Origin of the sequence: Curtobacterium sp. MCBA15_016, from assembly GCF_001865105.1 — a bacterium.
Taxonomy (GTDB): Bacteria; Actinomycetota; Actinomycetes; order Actinomycetales; family Microbacteriaceae; genus Curtobacterium.
In genome coordinates this window covers 38285-54798 of the sequence record NZ_MJGR01000020.1, presented here as the reverse complement: position 1 = coordinate 54798, position 16514 = coordinate 38285, and the positions used below count along the sequence as shown (strand labels likewise).

Here is a 16514-nt window from a genome sequence, read left to right as displayed (position 1 = left end):
CATGCGCGCCACGCGCCGGGCGCGCCGCACGCGCCGGACGGCGCCGGCCCTAGCCGCGCTCCAGCGCCTCGGTCAGCAGCGCCGCCATCGCGTCGAGCTGGATGTCGCCGGAGTCGACGATCTCCTCGTCCGAGCCGTCGAGCGCGCGGGCGGCGAGGGACGCCTTCGAGTCGATGAGCTCGGCGATCTTGGTGTCGATCGTCTGGGCGGCGATGATGCGCCACGCCGTGACGGGCTCCTCCTGCCCGATGCGGTGCACGCGGTCGATCGCCTGGGTCTGCTCGGCGCTCGTCCACGACAGCTCGGCGAGCACGACGTTCGACGACACCTGCAGGTTCAGGCCGACGCCCGCCGCGGTGAGCGAGCAGACGATCACGGCGACGTCGGGGTCGTTCACGAACGAGTCGATCTCGGCCGTGCGCTGCGCCGGCGTCTGGTCGCCCCGGACCGTCGCGGTGCGGAGGTGTCGACGTGCGAACACCTCTTCCGCCTGGTCCATGACGTCGAGGTGCTTCGCGAAGAACACGACCTTGCCGACGTTCGAGGCGAGCTGCGCCGCGTAGTCCGCCGCGAGCTGTGCCTTGGCCCGACCGATGCGCCGCACCATCGAGAACACGTTCTCCCCGGTCGGCGAGGCGTCCTGGTCCTCGAGCTCCCAGCGCGCGACCTGGCGGACGAGCTTGTGGTCGATGCCGACGACCGGGTCCTGCCCGGTGCGGGCGTCGAGCGCCTGGTGGTACCGCTTGACGAGCTTCGCGGTGAGCTCGCGCTCGGCGTCGCGGATCGAGCGGCCGACCTCGTCGTCGAGTTCGACGGGGATGTCGGCGATCCGACGTGCCGGGATGTCCGCGGCGACGTCGACCTTGCGGCGGCGGACGATGCCCTGGTCGATGACGGCCTTGCGGGCCTCGACGAAGAACCCGGGGTCGGCCGGCGTCAGGCCGATCTCCTCGAGCTCGTTCATGAGCTTGGCGCGCGGCTTCTTGTCGTCGATCCAGCCGAGGTACTCCCAGATGGTGCGGAAGTCCTCGACCGAGTTGATCAGCGGCGTGCCGGTGAGGGCCATCAGCAGCGGCGACGCGGTGCGCGACCGGATCGCCTCGGCGAGCTGCAGCACGAACTTCGAGCGCTGCGAGTCCTTGTTCTTGATGAAGTGCGCCTCGTCGACGACCATGCCCTTGAACCCGAAGTTCCCGAGCCAGCCGGCGTGCCGGTCGAGGATCTCGTAGTTCACGATGACGATGTCGGCGAACCCGTCGAGGTCGTCCCCGTCGCCGTGGATGACCGTGGCGGTGCGGTTCGGGACCCAGCGGGCGGCCTCGCGCTTCCAGTTCGTCTTGACGACGTTCGGCACGACGACCAGCAGCGGGAAGGCGTTCGCGGCCTCGGCGGCGAGGAGCGACTGCGCGGTCTTGCCGAGGCCGGGCTCGTCGGCGAGCAGGAACGTGCGGTGGCCCTGCGCCGCGGCGGCGATGAGCTCCGCCTGGTGCTTCATGAGCGTGGTGCCCGACCGCGAGTGCAGCGTCGTGGGCTCCGGCAGCGGCATCGTCGCCGCTCCCCCGCCCGCGCCGTACTCGAACGACTTGAAGAGCGGGCCGAACAGCTCCCAGTTCGCCAGGCGACGCGGGTGCGCGACGGGCTGGTCGGCGAGCGCGAAGTCCGGCGGCAGGAACGGGTTCGCGAGCTGTCGCTGCACGACCGCCTGCGGCACGACCGCACGCACCGGACTCTCCACCGTCGGCGAGGGCTCCGCCGCGATGACGAGTTCCTCGGGCTGCAGTTCCATGCCGCCCGCGATCATCATGTCGCGCTTCACGGTGCGGGTCGTCTCGCTGACCGACGCCTCTTCCGTGAGGAGCTGGATCACGCTGGTGTCCCGCGCCGCGGTCTTAGCGAGGATCGTCGCGACGCCGTCGAGCCGCTTGAGCTGCTCGGCGCGCTGCGAGTCGGTGAGTTCGGTGTCCGCCTTGACCCGTGCGCGTTCCTCGCGCATGAGCAGGGCGACCGCCTGGAACTTCGAACGGTTCGACGCCTTGAGCGGTCCACGCTGCGCCGCCGCCTCGACCTCGCGCACGGCGCGGGCGAGCACGGGGATGACGCCGTCGTTGTCGAGCGGCCTGGTGCGACGCGACGCGGTCCGCGTCCCGCCGGCTGCTCGCCGGGTGCCTGATCGAGCCAACGCTCCTCCTGTTCCGCCCGTTCGTGCGGGCGAGCCGCCCCGCGGGGCGGAAGTCCTGAACCGGCGCCTGGCACGGCTCCGGTGTTCCGGGGGCCACCGTGGCCCACCGCTTCGCCGGTCCCCGTCCGGGGGACGTGGAGTCCCGCGGACCGTTCCCATCGCGGCCACCGGGTGGGGCCGGATGCGACGGTCCGCGCCGGGATCCGGCGCCGTCACACGCACGTGATGCCCCCTCGGAGCGATCACGGACCCGGTTCCCACGTCGGTCAAGTGACCGACTGCTGCGTCCGGAATCGACGCGGCACGCGGGAACGCGGTGCGTGCGCGCTCAGTTTACTCCCCGACCACCGACGGAGGCGACTCGACGACGCCCGCGCGAGTCGCGCCTCCTGGATCCGCCTGCTGTCGGGTCCAGGAGGCGCGGTGCGGACCCGTCCCGCGACCGGCGTCGCGCAGGTGGTCGCGTCAGGCCTGTGGTGCGGAGCGCGGACGGAGGAGGCCGTCGGACGGGACGATCGGCGTCGCCTCCGCGAGGGCCGCCTGCGTCGCCGCCAGCAGCTGCTCCGCCGTGTGGATGCCGTTCGCGGAACCGGTCGTGGCCTGGCCGCCGGCGTGCGCGAGCAGTTGCGCGCCGATCGCCGGGCCGATCCGGTCCGACTGGTCGGGGTTGCGCGCGATCCAGTCCCGCGCGACGGCGTCGGCGAGGCGTTCGGCGGCCGCCCCGCGCTCCGCGTCGCCGCGCGACCGGTGCCACAGCCCCGTGACGACGAGGTGCGCCACCACGGCACCGATGTCGCGGACCGGGTAGCCCCAGCCCGCCGTGTCGATGTCGAGCAGGCCGGAGATGCGCCACGGCTCGTCCTCGTCGACGAAGACCTGCTCGAGGTGCAGGTCGCCGTGCACGACCTGCTTCGTCGCGGTCGCCCAGCCGATCGAGCGTCGACCGATGGCGTCGTAGAGCGCGTCGATCTCCTCGGCGTCCTGCGGCAGCGCGGCGACGAGGGTGCGGCGGTGCCAGTCGGCGTGGTCCATCGCGTCGGCGCGGGCCTGCTGCGTCATCGGGACCGTCGCGATCCGCCCGGTGAGCGCGGCGAGGGAGGCCACGAAGCGCGGGTCGTCCGCGATCTCGAGGATGCGGCTGCCGGCGGGGACCCCGCGGATGCGTTCGAGGACGAGCAGACCGTCCCCACGGCTCGAGAGCACCCGCGGCACCGGCAGTCCGGCGGCGACGAACTGCTCGTGCGACTTCTCGATCGGGGCCACCCGGTGCGGACGCACGACCTTGAGGAAGAGGGTCCCCTCGGCGGCGTCGACCCGCACCACGGCACGCTTGCCCGGTCGGTACGCCGCGACCGTGAGGGTCGGGTCGGTGACCGGCATGCCGAGCGTCGTGAGGAGCTCGGCGACGGCGTCGCGGTACGTCACCTGGGGCAGCACCGGCAGCCCGGGGTCGTTCGGGTACGCCCACACCGAGACCGGCTCACCCGTCGCGGGGTCGGTGACGATCGCGCTGTTCTGGTCGTGGGTCCCGCCGGTGTCGACGTAGGTCAGGACCGTGGCGCGCTGGCCGTTGCGGTCCACGGTGTCGACCTCGTAGCCGTACAGGTAGCCGTTGCCCGAGGGTTCGACCGAGTGCGCGCGTGCGGCCACCACGGAGGTCCCGGAGCCGGCGAAGGCCTGCGGGATGACGCGCTCATGGTTGGGCCACACGAGACCAGTCAACCGGACGGGGCGGGATTCGTCGCGTTCGTGCACGGCTCGGCGCGCGCACCGTGGCTACGGTGGTCGTCGTGAACCCGGTCGCGCGTCTCCGCAGCTCCAGTCGCACGCCGTTCCTGCAGGTCGTCAAGACCGCGGTCGCGGTGGTCGCCGCCGTGCTGCTGTGCCGGGTGCTCATCGACGGCCCGTTCCCGACCTTTGCCGCGATCGCCGCGCTGCTCGTGGTGCAGCCGAGCATCAACCAGTCGTTCGTGAAGGGACTCGAGCGCAGCGCCGGGGTCGTCCTCGGGGTCGTGCTCGCCACCGGGTTCCACCTGCTGCTCGGCGACACCGTGTGGGTCGTGCTGCTGGTCATCGTGCTCGCCATCCTCATCGCGTGGGCCCTGCGGCTCACCCCGACCTCGGCGACGCAGGTCGGCATCAGCGGCATGCTCGTGCTGACCGCGGGCGTCGTCACGCCGAACTACTCGGCCGACCGGATCCTCGAGACCGTCCTCGGAGCGATCGTCGCCCTCATCGTGAACGCGCTCATCGTGCCGCCGGTGCTGCTCGGTCCGGCGCACCTCGCGGTCGCACGGCTCGCCCGGGACACCGCCGCCGCGTTCGAGCGGGTGGCGATCGGGCTCACCGAGGGGTGGGACCAGGACCGCTGGCACGAGGCGCTCCTGCAGGCCCGGGCGCTCCGGCAGCAGCACGCCCGCGCCGAGGCGTCGCTCACCGCGGCCCGGGAGTCCCTCACGATGAACCCGCGCGGCGGCCGGCACCGGACCGTCCTCGACGAGGACATCGTCGTGGCCGAACACCTGCGTGTGCTCGTCACCCGGGTCACCGGCATGACCCGGGCGATCCAGGACAACACGGCGCCCGACCTCCGGGCCGACCCCGTCGTCGGGAGCATCGCCACCGAGGTCGCCCGGATCGCGGCCGACGTCCGGGCGCTCAGTGCCCGGGTCGCCGCGAAGGAGGTGCCCGTGTCGACCGCCGCGTCCCCTCGGCCCCGGTGGTCGGTGCCGACGTCGCCGCAGCACGACGAGGACGTCGCGGAGCCGGCACTCACGGCGCCGCTCGAGGTGATCCAGCCGAACTCGCGGCACTGGATCCTGATCGGGGCGCTGCTCGAGGACATCCGGCGCGTGCGCGAGGAGCTGCTCGGCGAGGACGACTGACGCGGAACGTGGGCGGGCGCGTGCGCGTGCGCGCTCGTGGCGCGTCAGCGTGCGGCCGGCACCGCCTTGCTCACCGGCACGTGGCGCGTCAGCGTGCGGCGGACGCTGCCTCGGCCGCGGAGTGCACGATGTCGTCCCAGATCGTCGCCGTCGGCACGGTCGAGTCGCTCGAGACGACCTCGACGCTCGCGAATCGGCTGATCTCGGCCACGACGGCATCGGCCCCCGCGGCACGAGCAGCGACGCTCGCGATGTCCGGGACCGCCGCCCGGAGCTCGGCGACCACACGGTCGCGGCTGTCGTCCTCCATGTCACCGAGCACGCCGATGCCCTTCCAAGCGGCGTCGAGCTCGGCACGCAGACGGACGAGGGCCGGGTGTTCCGGCATGTCGTTCATGGTGCCCCCACTGCGGATGTGACGTCGGGTACGCCGCTTCCGGTGCGCGAGCATAGCAACGAAGCAAGCAGTCCTCACGTCCCACGAACGGGGGACAGACCGTTCTACCTGTCCGACCGCCGTGACTGTGACGAGATTCAGCGAGTTCAGCCGTGGGATCTCCCGCATGTACAGGTTCGATGCCACGATGGGGTCGAGGAGGTCGCTATGCGCCTGTTGGTGGTCGAGGACGATGACGAGATGCGCGCGCTCATGGAACGTGGGCTCGCGGCAGAGGGGTACCGCGTCACCGCGGTCGAGAACGGGGTCGAGGCGCTGATCGCGCTCGGCGACCAGGCGTTCGACCTGGCCGTCGTGGACGTCATGATGCCCGGCATGTCCGGCTTCGAGCTCGCCCGCCGCATCCGCGAGCGCGAGGACCCGGTCCGGATCCTCCTCGTGACCGCGCGGGACGCCGTGGACGACCGCGTGTTCGGCCTCGACGCCGGCGCCGACGACTACCTCACGAAGCCGTTCGCCTTCGCCGAGCTCACCGCTCGGCTCCGTGCCCTCGGTCGTCGCGAGTCCGCCGGCGCCCCGCGCACCATCGAGGTGGGCGACGTCGCGATCGACTCCGAGGCCCGTCGCATCCTGATCAAGGGCCAGCGGGTCGCCGTGAGCCCCACCGAGTTCGCGCTCCTCCGGCTGCTCGCACGGTCGGTGGGCACCGTGGTCGACCGCCCGAAGATCCTCGAAGAGGTCTGGGACGGCTCGCAGCACGTCGACCCGAACGTCGTCGAGCAGTACATCTCGTACCTCCGCAAGAAGCTGACCTCGCACGAGGCGACGGTCGCGATCTCCACCGTGCGCGGCCGCGGCTACCGGCTCGATCTGCTCGGAGCGTGACCGGTTCCGGGCGTGGCCTGATCCGTCCGCTGCGGAACCTGTCGCTCCGCGCTCGGATCACCATCGGGTCCACGGCGATCGCGGCGGTGGTCATCGTGCTGCTCGTGCTCGTCATGCGGTTCCAGGTCGTCAGCGTCGTCGCGAGTGCCACGCGCACGCTGCTCGACGCGGACGCCGACCCGTACGTGGCCACGCTCGAGGTCGACAGCGATCCCGACCTGTCCCCGCCGGGCAACGCGCAGCTCGTGGCCGTGGTCTCGCCGTCCGGTGACATCGCCCTGTCGACCATGCCGCCCCGCGTCGAGCGCGCGCTCGGCAGCCTCACCGAGACGAAGGCCGGGACGTCCCTCATCCGGGTCGCCGGCTCGGAGTACCGCGTCGTCGTCGAGCACCCCGTCAACCAGGCGGGTCGGTGGACGGTCGTGGCGGCCCGCAACTCGCAGGCCGAGGCGATCGTCGTCGACGACCTGACCTCGACGCTGTCGCTCACCGGCCTCGCGATCCTGGTCGCGTTCGGCATCGCCTCGTGGGTGCTCGCGACCGCCGCCCTGCGCCCGGTGAACCGGATGCGCCGCGAGGCCGAGCGCCTCTCCGTCGCCCCCGAACGCGCCGAACTGCCGGTCGGTCCTGCCCAGGACGAACTCGCCTCGCTGGCGACGACCCTCAACGCCTTCCTCGCCCGCACGCGCCAGGCCACCGAACGCGAGCGCCAGATGGTCTCGGACGCGAGCCACGAACTCCGCACGCCCCTCGCGATCCTGACGACCCAGCTCGACCTGGCGTCCCTCGACGGGGACGACGCGGCCGCCCTCGCCGCCCACATCGAGCGCGCGAAGCTCAGCGTCGCGCGGCTGTCCCGCCTGGCGAACGACCTGCTCGCGCTGTCCCGCATCGAGGAGTCCGAGCGCCGCGAACAGGACGGTGCCGAGCAGCAGCCCACGGGCTGGTCGGACCTCGGCGACGAGGTCATGAGTGCCGTCGACCGCGTCCGGCTCATCGCGTCCGCCAAGGACATCACCGTCGACTTCGACCTGGAGTCCCCGGTCGCCGTCGGGGGTTCCGGCCCGGGCATCGGCGGCGGCACCGTGGAACCGCGGTACCGACTCGACACCGGTGGCATGGCGCAGCTCGTCACGAACATCGCCGGCAACGCGGTGTCGGCACTCCCCCGCGGCGGCGGCGTCTTCGTCTCGTGGCGCAGTGCCGGCGGCGAGGGGATCCTGCAGATCACGGACGACGGCCCCGGCGTGCCGGAGTCGTTCATCCCCGTCGCCTTCGACCGGTTCACCCGTCCCGACGAGGCCCGGAAGTCCCGCCCGAACCCCGACCCCGCGACCGGCACGATCCCCCTGCCGGGTGGTTCCGGACTCGGGCTCGCGATCGTGCGGGCCGTGGCGGAGCGTGCGGGCGGGACGGCGTCGCTCCGGAACGTGCGGTCCGGCGGGCTCGAGGTCACGATCCGCATCCCCGAGGTGCGGTAGCCGGTCGGTCACTGGAAGTCCCTCGACCGGGTGCGGACCGACAGGGACAGGTGTTCGATCCGGTCGGCCACCAGGTTCACGACCCCGTCCGGCGACCGCTCGAGGATCCCCCGCACGATCACGGCCGGCGCCTCGCGCGCGACCCGTCGGTACCGCCCCCACACCCCGACGCTGCAGATCACGTTCACCAACCCGGTCTCGTCCTCGACGTTCATGAACGTGATGCCGGACGCCGTCGCCGGACGCTGCCGGTGCGTCACGATCCCTCCGACCTCGACCCGCCGTCCGGTCTCGGCCGTCGCGGTGTCCTGGACGCTGAGCACCCCGCGGGCCACGAGGCCGCCACGGACGTGCCGCACGGGATGGTCGTCCGTCGTCATCCCCGTCGACCACATGTCCGCGATGAGGACGTCACCGCTGGTCATCTGCCCGAACAGCGGCGGCTGCACCGTCACCTGGGTGTCGGGCAGCTGGTCGGGACGCTCGGCCGCGGCCTGTGCTGCCGACCACATCCCACCGCGCCGGTCGACCCCGATCGACGCGAAGGCGTCGGCGGCGGCGAGCGCCTCGAGCTGCGCCGTGGTCAGGCCGACACGGCGAGCGAGGTCGGACATGTCGGTGAAGGGACCGTGGGCGTCCCGCTCGGCGACGATCTTCTCGGCGCTCTTCCGGCCGAGCGAGGAGACCTCGGCCAGCCCGAGACGGACCGCGAAGGCGCCGTCCCGCCGGTGCCGCGCCGTGTCGTCGGGCGTGGCCTTGTCGAACGGCAGCACCGGGGGTTGTTCCTCGGCCAGGCAGTCGTCGTGACCCGTCGCGTGGACGTGCGCCGCGCCTCCTGGACCACCGTCGGCGTCGTCGTCGGCGGCGTCGTCGTGCAGCGGCTCCAACGTGGCGTCCACGCCGGAGCGCAGGATGTCCGGTCGCAGGACGGTGACCCCGTGCCGACGGGCGTCGGCCACCAGGGTCTGGGGTGAGTAGAACCCCATCGGCTGCGCACGGAGCAGCGCGGCGAGGAAGGCTCCGGGGTAGTGCAGTCGCATCCACGCGCTCGCGTAGACGATGAGCGCGAAGCTGATGGAGTGGCTCTCCGCGAAGCCGAAGTTCGCGAACGCCTGGATCTTGGCGTAGATGGCGTCGGCGTCCTCGCCGTGGATGTCGTTCGCAGCCATCCCGGCGTAGAGCTTCTCGCGCAGCCGGTCGATCTTCTCGTGCCCGCGCTTCGACCCCATCGCACGCCGGAGCAGGTCGGCGTCGTCCCCCGAGCACCCGCCCACCGCGATCGCCATCTGCATCAGTTGTTCCTGGAAGAGCGGGACGCCGAGGGTCCGCTCGAGCACGGGTTCGAGCGACGGGTGGATGTACGTGATCGGCTCTTCGCCCGTGCGCCGCCGGATGTACGGGTGGACCGCGCCGCCCTGGATCGGCCCGGGGCGCACCAGGGCGACCTCGATCACGAGGTCGTAGAAGCGCCGCGGCAGCAGTCGGGGCAGCGTCCCCATCTGCGCTCGGGACTCCACTTGGAACACCCCGATGGTGTCCGCGCGGCACAGCTGGTCGTAGACGCCCTGTTCCTCCTTCGGGATGGAGTGCATGTCCCACCGCTCCCCGCAGTGCTCGTCGGCGAGGTCGAACGAGTACTGCAGCGCGGCGAGCATGCCGAGCCCGAGCATGTCGAACTTCACGAGCCCCATGTAGGCGCAGTCGTCCTTGTCCCACTGCAGCACCGTCCGGCCGTCCATGCGGGCGTGCTCGATCGGCACGACCTCGCCCACGGGCCGGTCGGTGAGGACCATGCCGCCGGAGTGGATGCCGAGGTGCCGGGGGAACCCGAGCACCTGCTGCGCCATGTCGACCACGGTGTCCGGGATGTCGTGGTCTTGGCTCTCGGTCACCGAGCCCCAGCGTTCGACCTGCTTCGACCAGGCGTCCTGCTGCCCGGGGCTGTGGCCGAGCGCCTTCGCCATGTCCCGCACGGCGCCCTTCGGCCGGTAGGTGATGACGTTCGCGACCTGTGCGGCGTTGAACCGGCCGTACTTCTCGTAGACGTACTGGATGACCTCTTCACGCCGGTCGGAGTCGAAGTCGACGTCGATGTCGGGTTCCTCGTCGCGCATGGCCGACAGGAAACGCTCGAACGGCAGCCCGTAGCGGATCGAGTCGACCGCGGTGATCTCGAGCAGGTAGCAGACCGCCGAGTTCGCCGCCGAGCCGCGGCCCTGGCAGAGGATGCCGCGCTCACGGGCGTACTGCACCATGTCCCGCACGATGAGGAAGTAGCCGGGGAAGTCCTTGTCCTCGATCACCGAGAGCTCGCGCTCGATGCGCTCGCGCTTCTGCGGGTCGACACCGTCCGCGCTGCCGGGGTAGAACCGGCGGGCGCCGCGCCAGGTGAGTTCCCGCAGCCAGGACATCGTGGTGTGCCCGTCGGGGACGTCGATGTCGGGCAACCCGGGCTTGACCGTCTTCAGCCGGAACCCGAGCTCGTCGGCGAGTTCGACGCTGTGCTCGATCGCCCCGGGGTAGCGGGCGAACCGCCGGGTCATCTCCGCCCCCGAGCGGAGGTGGGCCGTCGGTGCGGCCGGCAGCCAGCCGTCGATCTCGTCGAGACTGCGGCGGGCCCGGACCGCGGCGAGCGCCGTCGCCACCGGGAAGCGGTCCGGGGTGGCGTAGTGCACGTTGCCCGTGGCCACCGTGGGCAGCGCGTGCTTCGCGGCGAGGGCGGCCAGGACGTCGTTCCGCGCGGTGTCCATCGGGTCGCCGTGGTCGGTGAGCTCGACGACGACCCCCGCCGTGCCGAACCGGTCGAGCAGGGCGCGCAGGGCGTCCTCGGCCGCGGACTCGCCCCCGCGCTCGAGCGCCTGCCGGACGGCCCCCTTGCGGCACCCGGTCAGGACGCGCCAGTGCCCGTCCGATCGTGCTGCGAGGTCGTCGAGGTCGTACCGGGGTCGTCCCTTCTCGGCGCCGGCGGCCAGGTGCGCCCGGGTGACGGCACCGGCGAGCCGGTGGTACCCGTCCTGCCCGTCCGCCAGCAGGAGCAGGTGCGTGCCCTCGGGGTCGGGTACGCCGTTCTGCGGTTCGGTCAACCCGAGGGACAGCTCGGTGCCGTACACCGTGGCGACGGTCGGGTATGCCTCGGCCACCTCGGCCATGCGCGCGGCACCGTAGAAACCGTCGTGGTCGGTGAGGGCGAGCCCGTGCAGGTGCAACCGAGCGGCCTCTTCGAAGAGCTGTTCCGGGCCGCTCGCGCCGTCGAGGAAGCTGAACGTCGAGTGCGCGTGCAGCTCGGCGTACGGCACGACCGGCACGTTCGTGTCGTCGGCCACCGGCGGGGTCGTCGGCGCGTAGGGCTCGCGCTTGCGGGACCACGCGGGGCTGTCCCCGCCGTCGCCGTCGTGCGTGCTGCCGGGGCTCCGCTTGTCGGACAGCGCACGTTCGAACTGGGACCACGGGATCGGCGGGTTGCTGTACCCCATCAGTGTTCCCCCGTCCGGGCGGTCACGTCGCCACCGCCTCGGCCCACCACCGGTGGTCGGCGAGCACGAGGTACCACGCACGTCCGTCGGCGTCGACGAGCTGCAACCGGTGGAGTCGGCGTCCGCCGGCCTCCCACCAGCGCACGACGAGCGGCCACGGTCCGGCCCACGCGGTCACGGCGTCGAACCGGCCACCACGCTCCCCCTCGGCACGGAACCGTTCCGGGACCCCGGTGAGGACGCCGCGGTCGTCGACGTCGACGGTGCCGCCGTCGCCGGTGACGACGTCCACCGGGCGCGGACGGTCGAGCACGGTCGCCGGCGGCGGACCGGGAAGCTTGCCGGGCCACGGGCGGTCGCGGACGGTCGCCAGCGCACGCTCGCCACCGACGGGAGCGTCGCCCCACGGCACGAGCACCACGCGTTCGGCCAGGGTGCGCCCGCCGCCGATCCGTGGCGTGACCACCCCGTCGTGCCCGACCAGTCCCTGCACGCGGGCGAGACCGTGGTGCACGCGTTCGTCCGGTCCGGTCCCCCAGAGCCCGCGTTCGTGGTTCGCCATGTCGTCGACCGCGACGGGCTCGAGCACCACCTGGACGACCGGCGCCTCGAGACCGGTCGGGTCCACCCCGCCGGCGAGCTGCCAGCGCACCCGGTCCACCACGTCGGCGGCGTCGAACCACCGCGGGTGCACCCACGTGCGCTCGAGCAGGATGTCCCGCTCGTCGACGATGCCGACCCGGATCGTGGTGGCGACGAGTCCGGCTGCCCGCAGGCGTGCGGCGAAGTCGTCGGCGGAGCGACGGAACGCGAAGGCGATCTGGTCGGCACGGTCGAGCGGGGGTTCGAACGACGCCTCGACCCGGAGTTCGGGCGGGACCGCGCGCGCCGCGACCTCTCGCGGGTCACGACCGCCGGCGAGCCGGTGCAGGAACGCCCCGGCGAGTCCGAACCGGTCGCGCACCTGTTCGTCGGCCAGCGCGGCGAACTCGCCGAGGGTCTGGATGCCGAGGCGCCCGAGCAGCATCGCGAGGTCGGCGTCGCCGAGCACGCCGAGCGGCAGCCCGGCCAGGAACGGCGCCGAGCCGTCGACGGGCACGATCCGCACCCGCTCCCCCGGACGTGCCGGGCGAGCCCGTGCGGCCTGTTCGGCGGCGAACGGGGTGTCCGCGACGCCGGCGCGCACCCCGGGAGCGCCGTGGTCGGCAGCGATGCCGGCGAGGGTCGCCGCGGCGGCTCGTTCTCCGCCGTAGTACCGGGCCGGCCCGCGGGACCGCAGCGCGAGGGTGCCCGGGCGGAGCACCTCGACACCGGGGACCGCCGCCTCGACCGCGCGGATGACCGGTTCGAACGCCCGGTGGTCGAGCGCGTCGTCGTAGGGCTGCACGACGAGCTCGGGGCAGCGCGCCTGTGCCTCGCGCACGCGGAGCCCACGGACCACGCCGTGCTGCCGAGCACTGGCGGAACTGGCGTACACCTGGCCCTTCACCACGAGGGCGAACGGGTGGTCCGGCGGCGACCCGGCAGCGCGAGCGGCCGCGATCACCGGCCAGTCCGGGCACCACAGCACGATCGTCCGGGTCGGCGGGGGCTCGGGCAGCGCCCCACCGCGGGCGAGTGCGTCGGCTCGGATCGACCGCGCATCGGGCACGCCCGCCGCACCCGCGCCTGCCCCGGGCCCGCGTCCGCGTCCGGCGAGGGCACCGGTGACCCGGGACCCGGTCGTCCGGGTCCGGCCGCCGCCCCGGGGGCTCACGACGCCACCGCCACGGGACGCAGCACGGGTGTCGTCCGGCCGGGGCCGGACGCCGCAGCGGTGGGGACGGCGGCCCGGACCGTGCCGTCCGCCGCGGGCAGCAGCAGGTCGGCGTCCACCGGTCGGCCCGCTCCGGCACGACCGGACGCCGACACCGTGACCCGTCGTTCCGTCAGGAAGCCGTGCCCGTCCCCGATGCCGCTCCACTCGGACCGGGTCACCCGCAGCGAGACGTCGGCCCCGGGCCAGGACCCGAGCGCGACGAGCGCCCCACCACGCTGACGCAGCCGTGCCGACAGCCGGGAGACGTCGCCGGGCACCACCCGACCGAGCGGACGGGTGAGGACGATCTGGGCGACGTCCGCCAGCGCGGCCGTCACGGTGAGCCACTGGTCGCCCGGGTCCGGCACGAGCACGAGCCGTTCGAGGTCGATGCCGGCCGCGGCCGCTGCCTCGACCCCGAAGGACGGCACCCCCACCACCGCGCACCAGGCACCGGCGGCCGAGGCTGCCTGCAGCATCGTCATCGCGAGGAGCACCGACTCGTGCACCGAGTAGGACCCGCCCACGCGGATCGCGCCACCCGGCAGGAGCGGTGCGAGCGCCTCGGCCGTGGGCAGCCCCTCGGTGTCGACCCGGGTGGACTCCATCTCGGCCACACGCGACCGCAGCGAGGTGATCCGTTCGAGTGCGGCGCGGGCGTCACCGAGGTGGTCGACCCGCCGCACCGGCCGGGCAGGACCGGGCCGCCCGGTCGGCTCTGGGTGAGCCCCGGGCGATCGGAGTGCCGCCGCCGTCTGCATGCCCTCATATTCGAACATGTGTTCGATGATGTCAATCGGGTCTGACATCCTGTGGACAGTTGCTTCGAACACGCGTTCGACACGCCGTGTGAGCGGTGGATCAGCGCCCTGTGGAGGAGTGATCCGGCACCGCCGCCCGACGATCCGCCGTCACCAGCGGGCGACGGCCCCCACACCGGCGAGCACCGAGCGCGTCTTCGTCTCGACCTCGTCCGCCTCGTCTGCGGCGACCGACGACCACGTCACCGCGCCGCCGGCACCGAACGACCGCGACCGCACCGTGCCCCGGTCGTCGATGACCGTCACCAGTGTGCGGATCACCACCGACAGGTCGACCGCGCCGCTGGCCGAGAAGTACCCGATCGCACCCGAGTACAGCCCGCGAGGCCCGTCCTCGAGCCGATCCGCGATCCCCATGGCACTGATCTTCGGAGCGCCGGTCATCGACCCCGGCGGGAACGCGGCGTGCACCACGGCTGCCCGCGACGTCCCCGCGGGCAGGACCGCACCGATCGTCGACACCATCTGGTGCACGCTCGCGTACGTCTCGACGTCGCAGAGCCGGTCGACGTGCACCGACCCCGGTACCGCCGTCCGGAGCAGGTCGTTCCGGAGCAGGTCGACGATCATGACGTTCTCGGCTCGGTCCTTCGCGCTCACGGCGAGTCCGGCGCGGACCGCTTCGTCCTCCACAGGGTCGTCGGAGCGCCGTCGGGTTCCCTTGATCGGCTCCGCGGACACCGTCCCGGACGCATCGATCCGCAGGAACCGCTCAGGAGACCGGCTCGCCACGCGCAGCGGGCCGAGCCGCAGGTACGCACCGAACGGGACGGGGTCCGCCGCGCGCAACCGCAGGTACTCGGTCAGGTGGGGGTCCGTGGCGGGGCCCCGCCGCGCCTCCTGGACCGGCGGCACCGCGAAGGCGGTCGTGAGGCACACCTGGAACGCGTTGCCCGCACGGATCTCCGCGCGGCACGCGTCCACCGCCGTCTCGTAGGCGACGCGCGTGACGCGCCCGGTCGCCGGAGCAGGGCCCGGGAGGAACGGGGCCACGTCGTCGACGTCGACCCGCGTGACCGGGGCGGTCACCGTCTCCAGCCATGCGCGGTTCCGCGCGCTGGCCTCGGGTTCCGCATCGCTCGCCAGGGCGAGTGCCCAGGCGTCACCGGCGGCGTCGACGACCACCGCGCGGTCGACGAACCGCAGGTCCGCGTCCGCGTGCCCCTCGGCCGTCCGGTCGACGCCGCCCGACTCGCGACCGAGCTCGTAGCCGAGGAACCCGACCCAGCCGAGCGCGAAGCCGCAGCCCGCAACCGGTTCCGGCAGCACCGGGGTGCGCGCGAGCAACTCGGTGAGGACCGCGAAGGCGGGTCGGTCCGATCCCTCGGCGGTCGCGACGTCCCCGAACCACGGTCGGGACGCCGGGGTCGTCTCGACGAACGCCCGTCGCGTCTCGTGCCGGAACCGCGCTGCGAACGGGCCGTCCGTCAGCGCCAGGACCGACCACCGGGCACGGGCGCGCGCGGTCGGGGGCGAACCGGCCGGCAGCGAGGAGTCGAGCCAGACCACGTCGGCGCCGGACGCGGCGGCGAGGGCGCCGAGGTCGGGAGTCGACGGCAGCCGCCGGACCTCGATCCGGGCGGACGCGGGTGCTGCCGTCAGACCGCCGCGATCGTCCACGAGGCCGCCGACGAAGACCCGGGCTCGAGCACGACGAGTCCGGCGTCGGACCCGGCGTTGAAGGCGTCCGGCGCACAGGTCATCGGCTCGACCGCGAGACCCGCACGGTGGTACTCCGGCACGACGTGGTCGGCGGTGTGCACCTGCGCCCACCCGCACTCCGGGCCGAACGAGGCACGGACACCGCGGCCGTCGGCGGCGGTGAGGACGATCGTCGCGGTGCCGTCGGCGTCGCGGTCGAACCCGGTGAAGGCGTGGTCGATGAACCGGTCGCCGATGCGCGTCGCGGAGCGCAGATCGAACTCGTCGTGCACCGGCGCGAGGCCCGTCGGGACGAGGCGGTCCTCGGTTACCTCGAGCACCTCGGCCGCGGGCAGCGTCAGGGTCCAGTCGTCGACACGACCCTCGCCAGCGACGAGGTACGGGTGCGGACCGGTCCCCCACGGTGCCGCGTCGGCACCGGTGTTCGTGCCGGTGATCGTCGTGTGCAGCCCCTCGCCGTCGACGCGGTACTCGACGAGCACCTCGACGCGGAACGGGTAGCCGGCCTGTGCAGGCACCGTCGTGCCGAGGACCGCGCGGTCCGGTTCGTGGGCGACGATCCGGAAGTCGGTCCAGGCGACCAGCCCGTGCAGGGCGTGCTGACGTGCTGGCTCGGTCAGCGCGAGCTCGTGCTCGGTGCCGCCGAACGTGTACTTCCCGTCGACGACCCGGTTCGGCCACGGCGCCAGGACGGCTCCGCGGAAGGCCGGGCGGACCTCGTCGGCGTCGAACGGCACGACCAGGTCGCGTCCCTCGAACCGGAACGTCCGCAGTGTCGCCCCCACCGAGGCGATCTCGGCCGTGTAGCCGCCGGCGGTGATCGTCAGGGCGGAACCGGACAGGGGTGCGTCGCTGCTCATGCGCTCAGCGTACTGGGGACGCGGGAGCCGGATCGCCTCGGGCGCGCGTCCCCGGAACGAGAAGACCCCCGCG

The 16514-nt window shown here is 73.1% G+C and carries 11 protein-coding genes; 3 read left to right on the top strand and 8 right to left on the bottom strand.

What is annotated here, in order from left to right:
- Positions 1–49: 49 nt before the first annotated feature.
- Both BIV03_RS08875 and BIV03_RS08870 read right to left on the bottom strand, forming a co-directional pair.
- The gene (locus BIV03_RS08875) at positions 50–2179 is read right to left on the bottom strand and encodes a DEAD/DEAH box helicase (RefSeq protein ID WP_070416539.1); all 2130 of its coding nucleotides are present in this window, start codon (positions 2177–2179) and stop codon (positions 50–52) included.
- Between the two features lie 465 nt (positions 2180–2644).
- Complete coding sequence (locus BIV03_RS08870; RefSeq protein ID WP_071295406.1) at positions 2645–3889, bottom strand: aminoglycoside phosphotransferase family protein; 1245 nt, start codon at positions 3887–3889, stop codon at positions 2645–2647.
- A gap of 80 nt (positions 3890–3969) precedes the next feature.
- Here BIV03_RS08870 and BIV03_RS08865 point away from each other — a divergent pair, with 80 nt between their 5' ends.
- On the top strand, positions 3970–5064 hold the full coding sequence (locus BIV03_RS08865) for an aromatic acid exporter family protein (protein ID WP_071295495.1): 1095 nt from the start codon (positions 3970–3972) through the stop codon (positions 5062–5064).
- 88 nt (positions 5065–5152) lie between these two features.
- Here the strand turns inward: BIV03_RS08865 and BIV03_RS08860 are convergent, their stop codons facing one another.
- Complete coding sequence (locus tag BIV03_RS08860) at positions 5153–5452, bottom strand: hypothetical protein (protein WP_139199160.1); 300 nt, start codon at positions 5450–5452, stop codon at positions 5153–5155.
- A gap of 216 nt (positions 5453–5668) precedes the next feature.
- Between BIV03_RS08860 and BIV03_RS08855 the strand changes: the two genes are divergently transcribed.
- Together BIV03_RS08855 and BIV03_RS08850 are read left to right on the top strand one after the other, a co-directional pair.
- Positions 5669–6346 (top strand): response regulator transcription factor, encoded by a 678-nt coding sequence (locus BIV03_RS08855; protein WP_070416542.1) that lies wholly within the window; start codon positions 5669–5671, stop codon positions 6344–6346.
- On the top strand, positions 6343–7827 hold the full coding sequence (locus BIV03_RS08850; protein WP_083403309.1) for a cell wall metabolism sensor histidine kinase WalK: 1485 nt from the start codon (positions 6343–6345) through the stop codon (positions 7825–7827). The genes BIV03_RS08855 and BIV03_RS08850 overlap by 4 nt, the downstream gene beginning before the upstream one ends.
- Before the next feature lie 8 nt (positions 7828–7835).
- Here the strand turns inward: BIV03_RS08850 and BIV03_RS08845 are convergent, their stop codons facing one another.
- The 5 genes from BIV03_RS08845 to BIV03_RS08825 form a co-directional block, all read right to left on the bottom strand.
- On the bottom strand, positions 7836–11300 hold the full coding sequence (locus BIV03_RS08845; protein WP_071295405.1) for an error-prone DNA polymerase: 3465 nt from the start codon (positions 11298–11300) through the stop codon (positions 7836–7838).
- Positions 11301–11322: 22 nt separating this feature from the next.
- Positions 11323–12951 (bottom strand): DNA polymerase Y family protein, encoded by a 1629-nt coding sequence (locus tag BIV03_RS08840; RefSeq protein WP_139199161.1) that lies wholly within the window; start codon positions 12949–12951, stop codon positions 11323–11325.
- Positions 12952–13052: 101 nt separating this feature from the next.
- The gene (locus tag BIV03_RS08835) at positions 13053–13877 is read right to left on the bottom strand and encodes a hypothetical protein (protein ID WP_175473611.1); all 825 of its coding nucleotides are present in this window, start codon (positions 13875–13877) and stop codon (positions 13053–13055) included.
- A 132-nt stretch (positions 13878–14009) separates the two neighbouring features.
- Positions 14010–15539 (bottom strand): anthranilate synthase component I family protein, encoded by a 1530-nt coding sequence (locus tag BIV03_RS19115; RefSeq protein ID WP_071295404.1) that lies wholly within the window; start codon positions 15537–15539, stop codon positions 14010–14012.
- Entirely contained in the window at positions 15518–16441 is a 924-nt protein-coding gene (locus tag BIV03_RS08825) for an aldose 1-epimerase family protein (RefSeq protein ID WP_071295403.1), read from the bottom strand. Before BIV03_RS08825 ends, BIV03_RS19115 begins: the two co-directional genes overlap by 22 nt.
- Between the last annotated feature and the right edge of the window lie 73 nt (positions 16442–16514).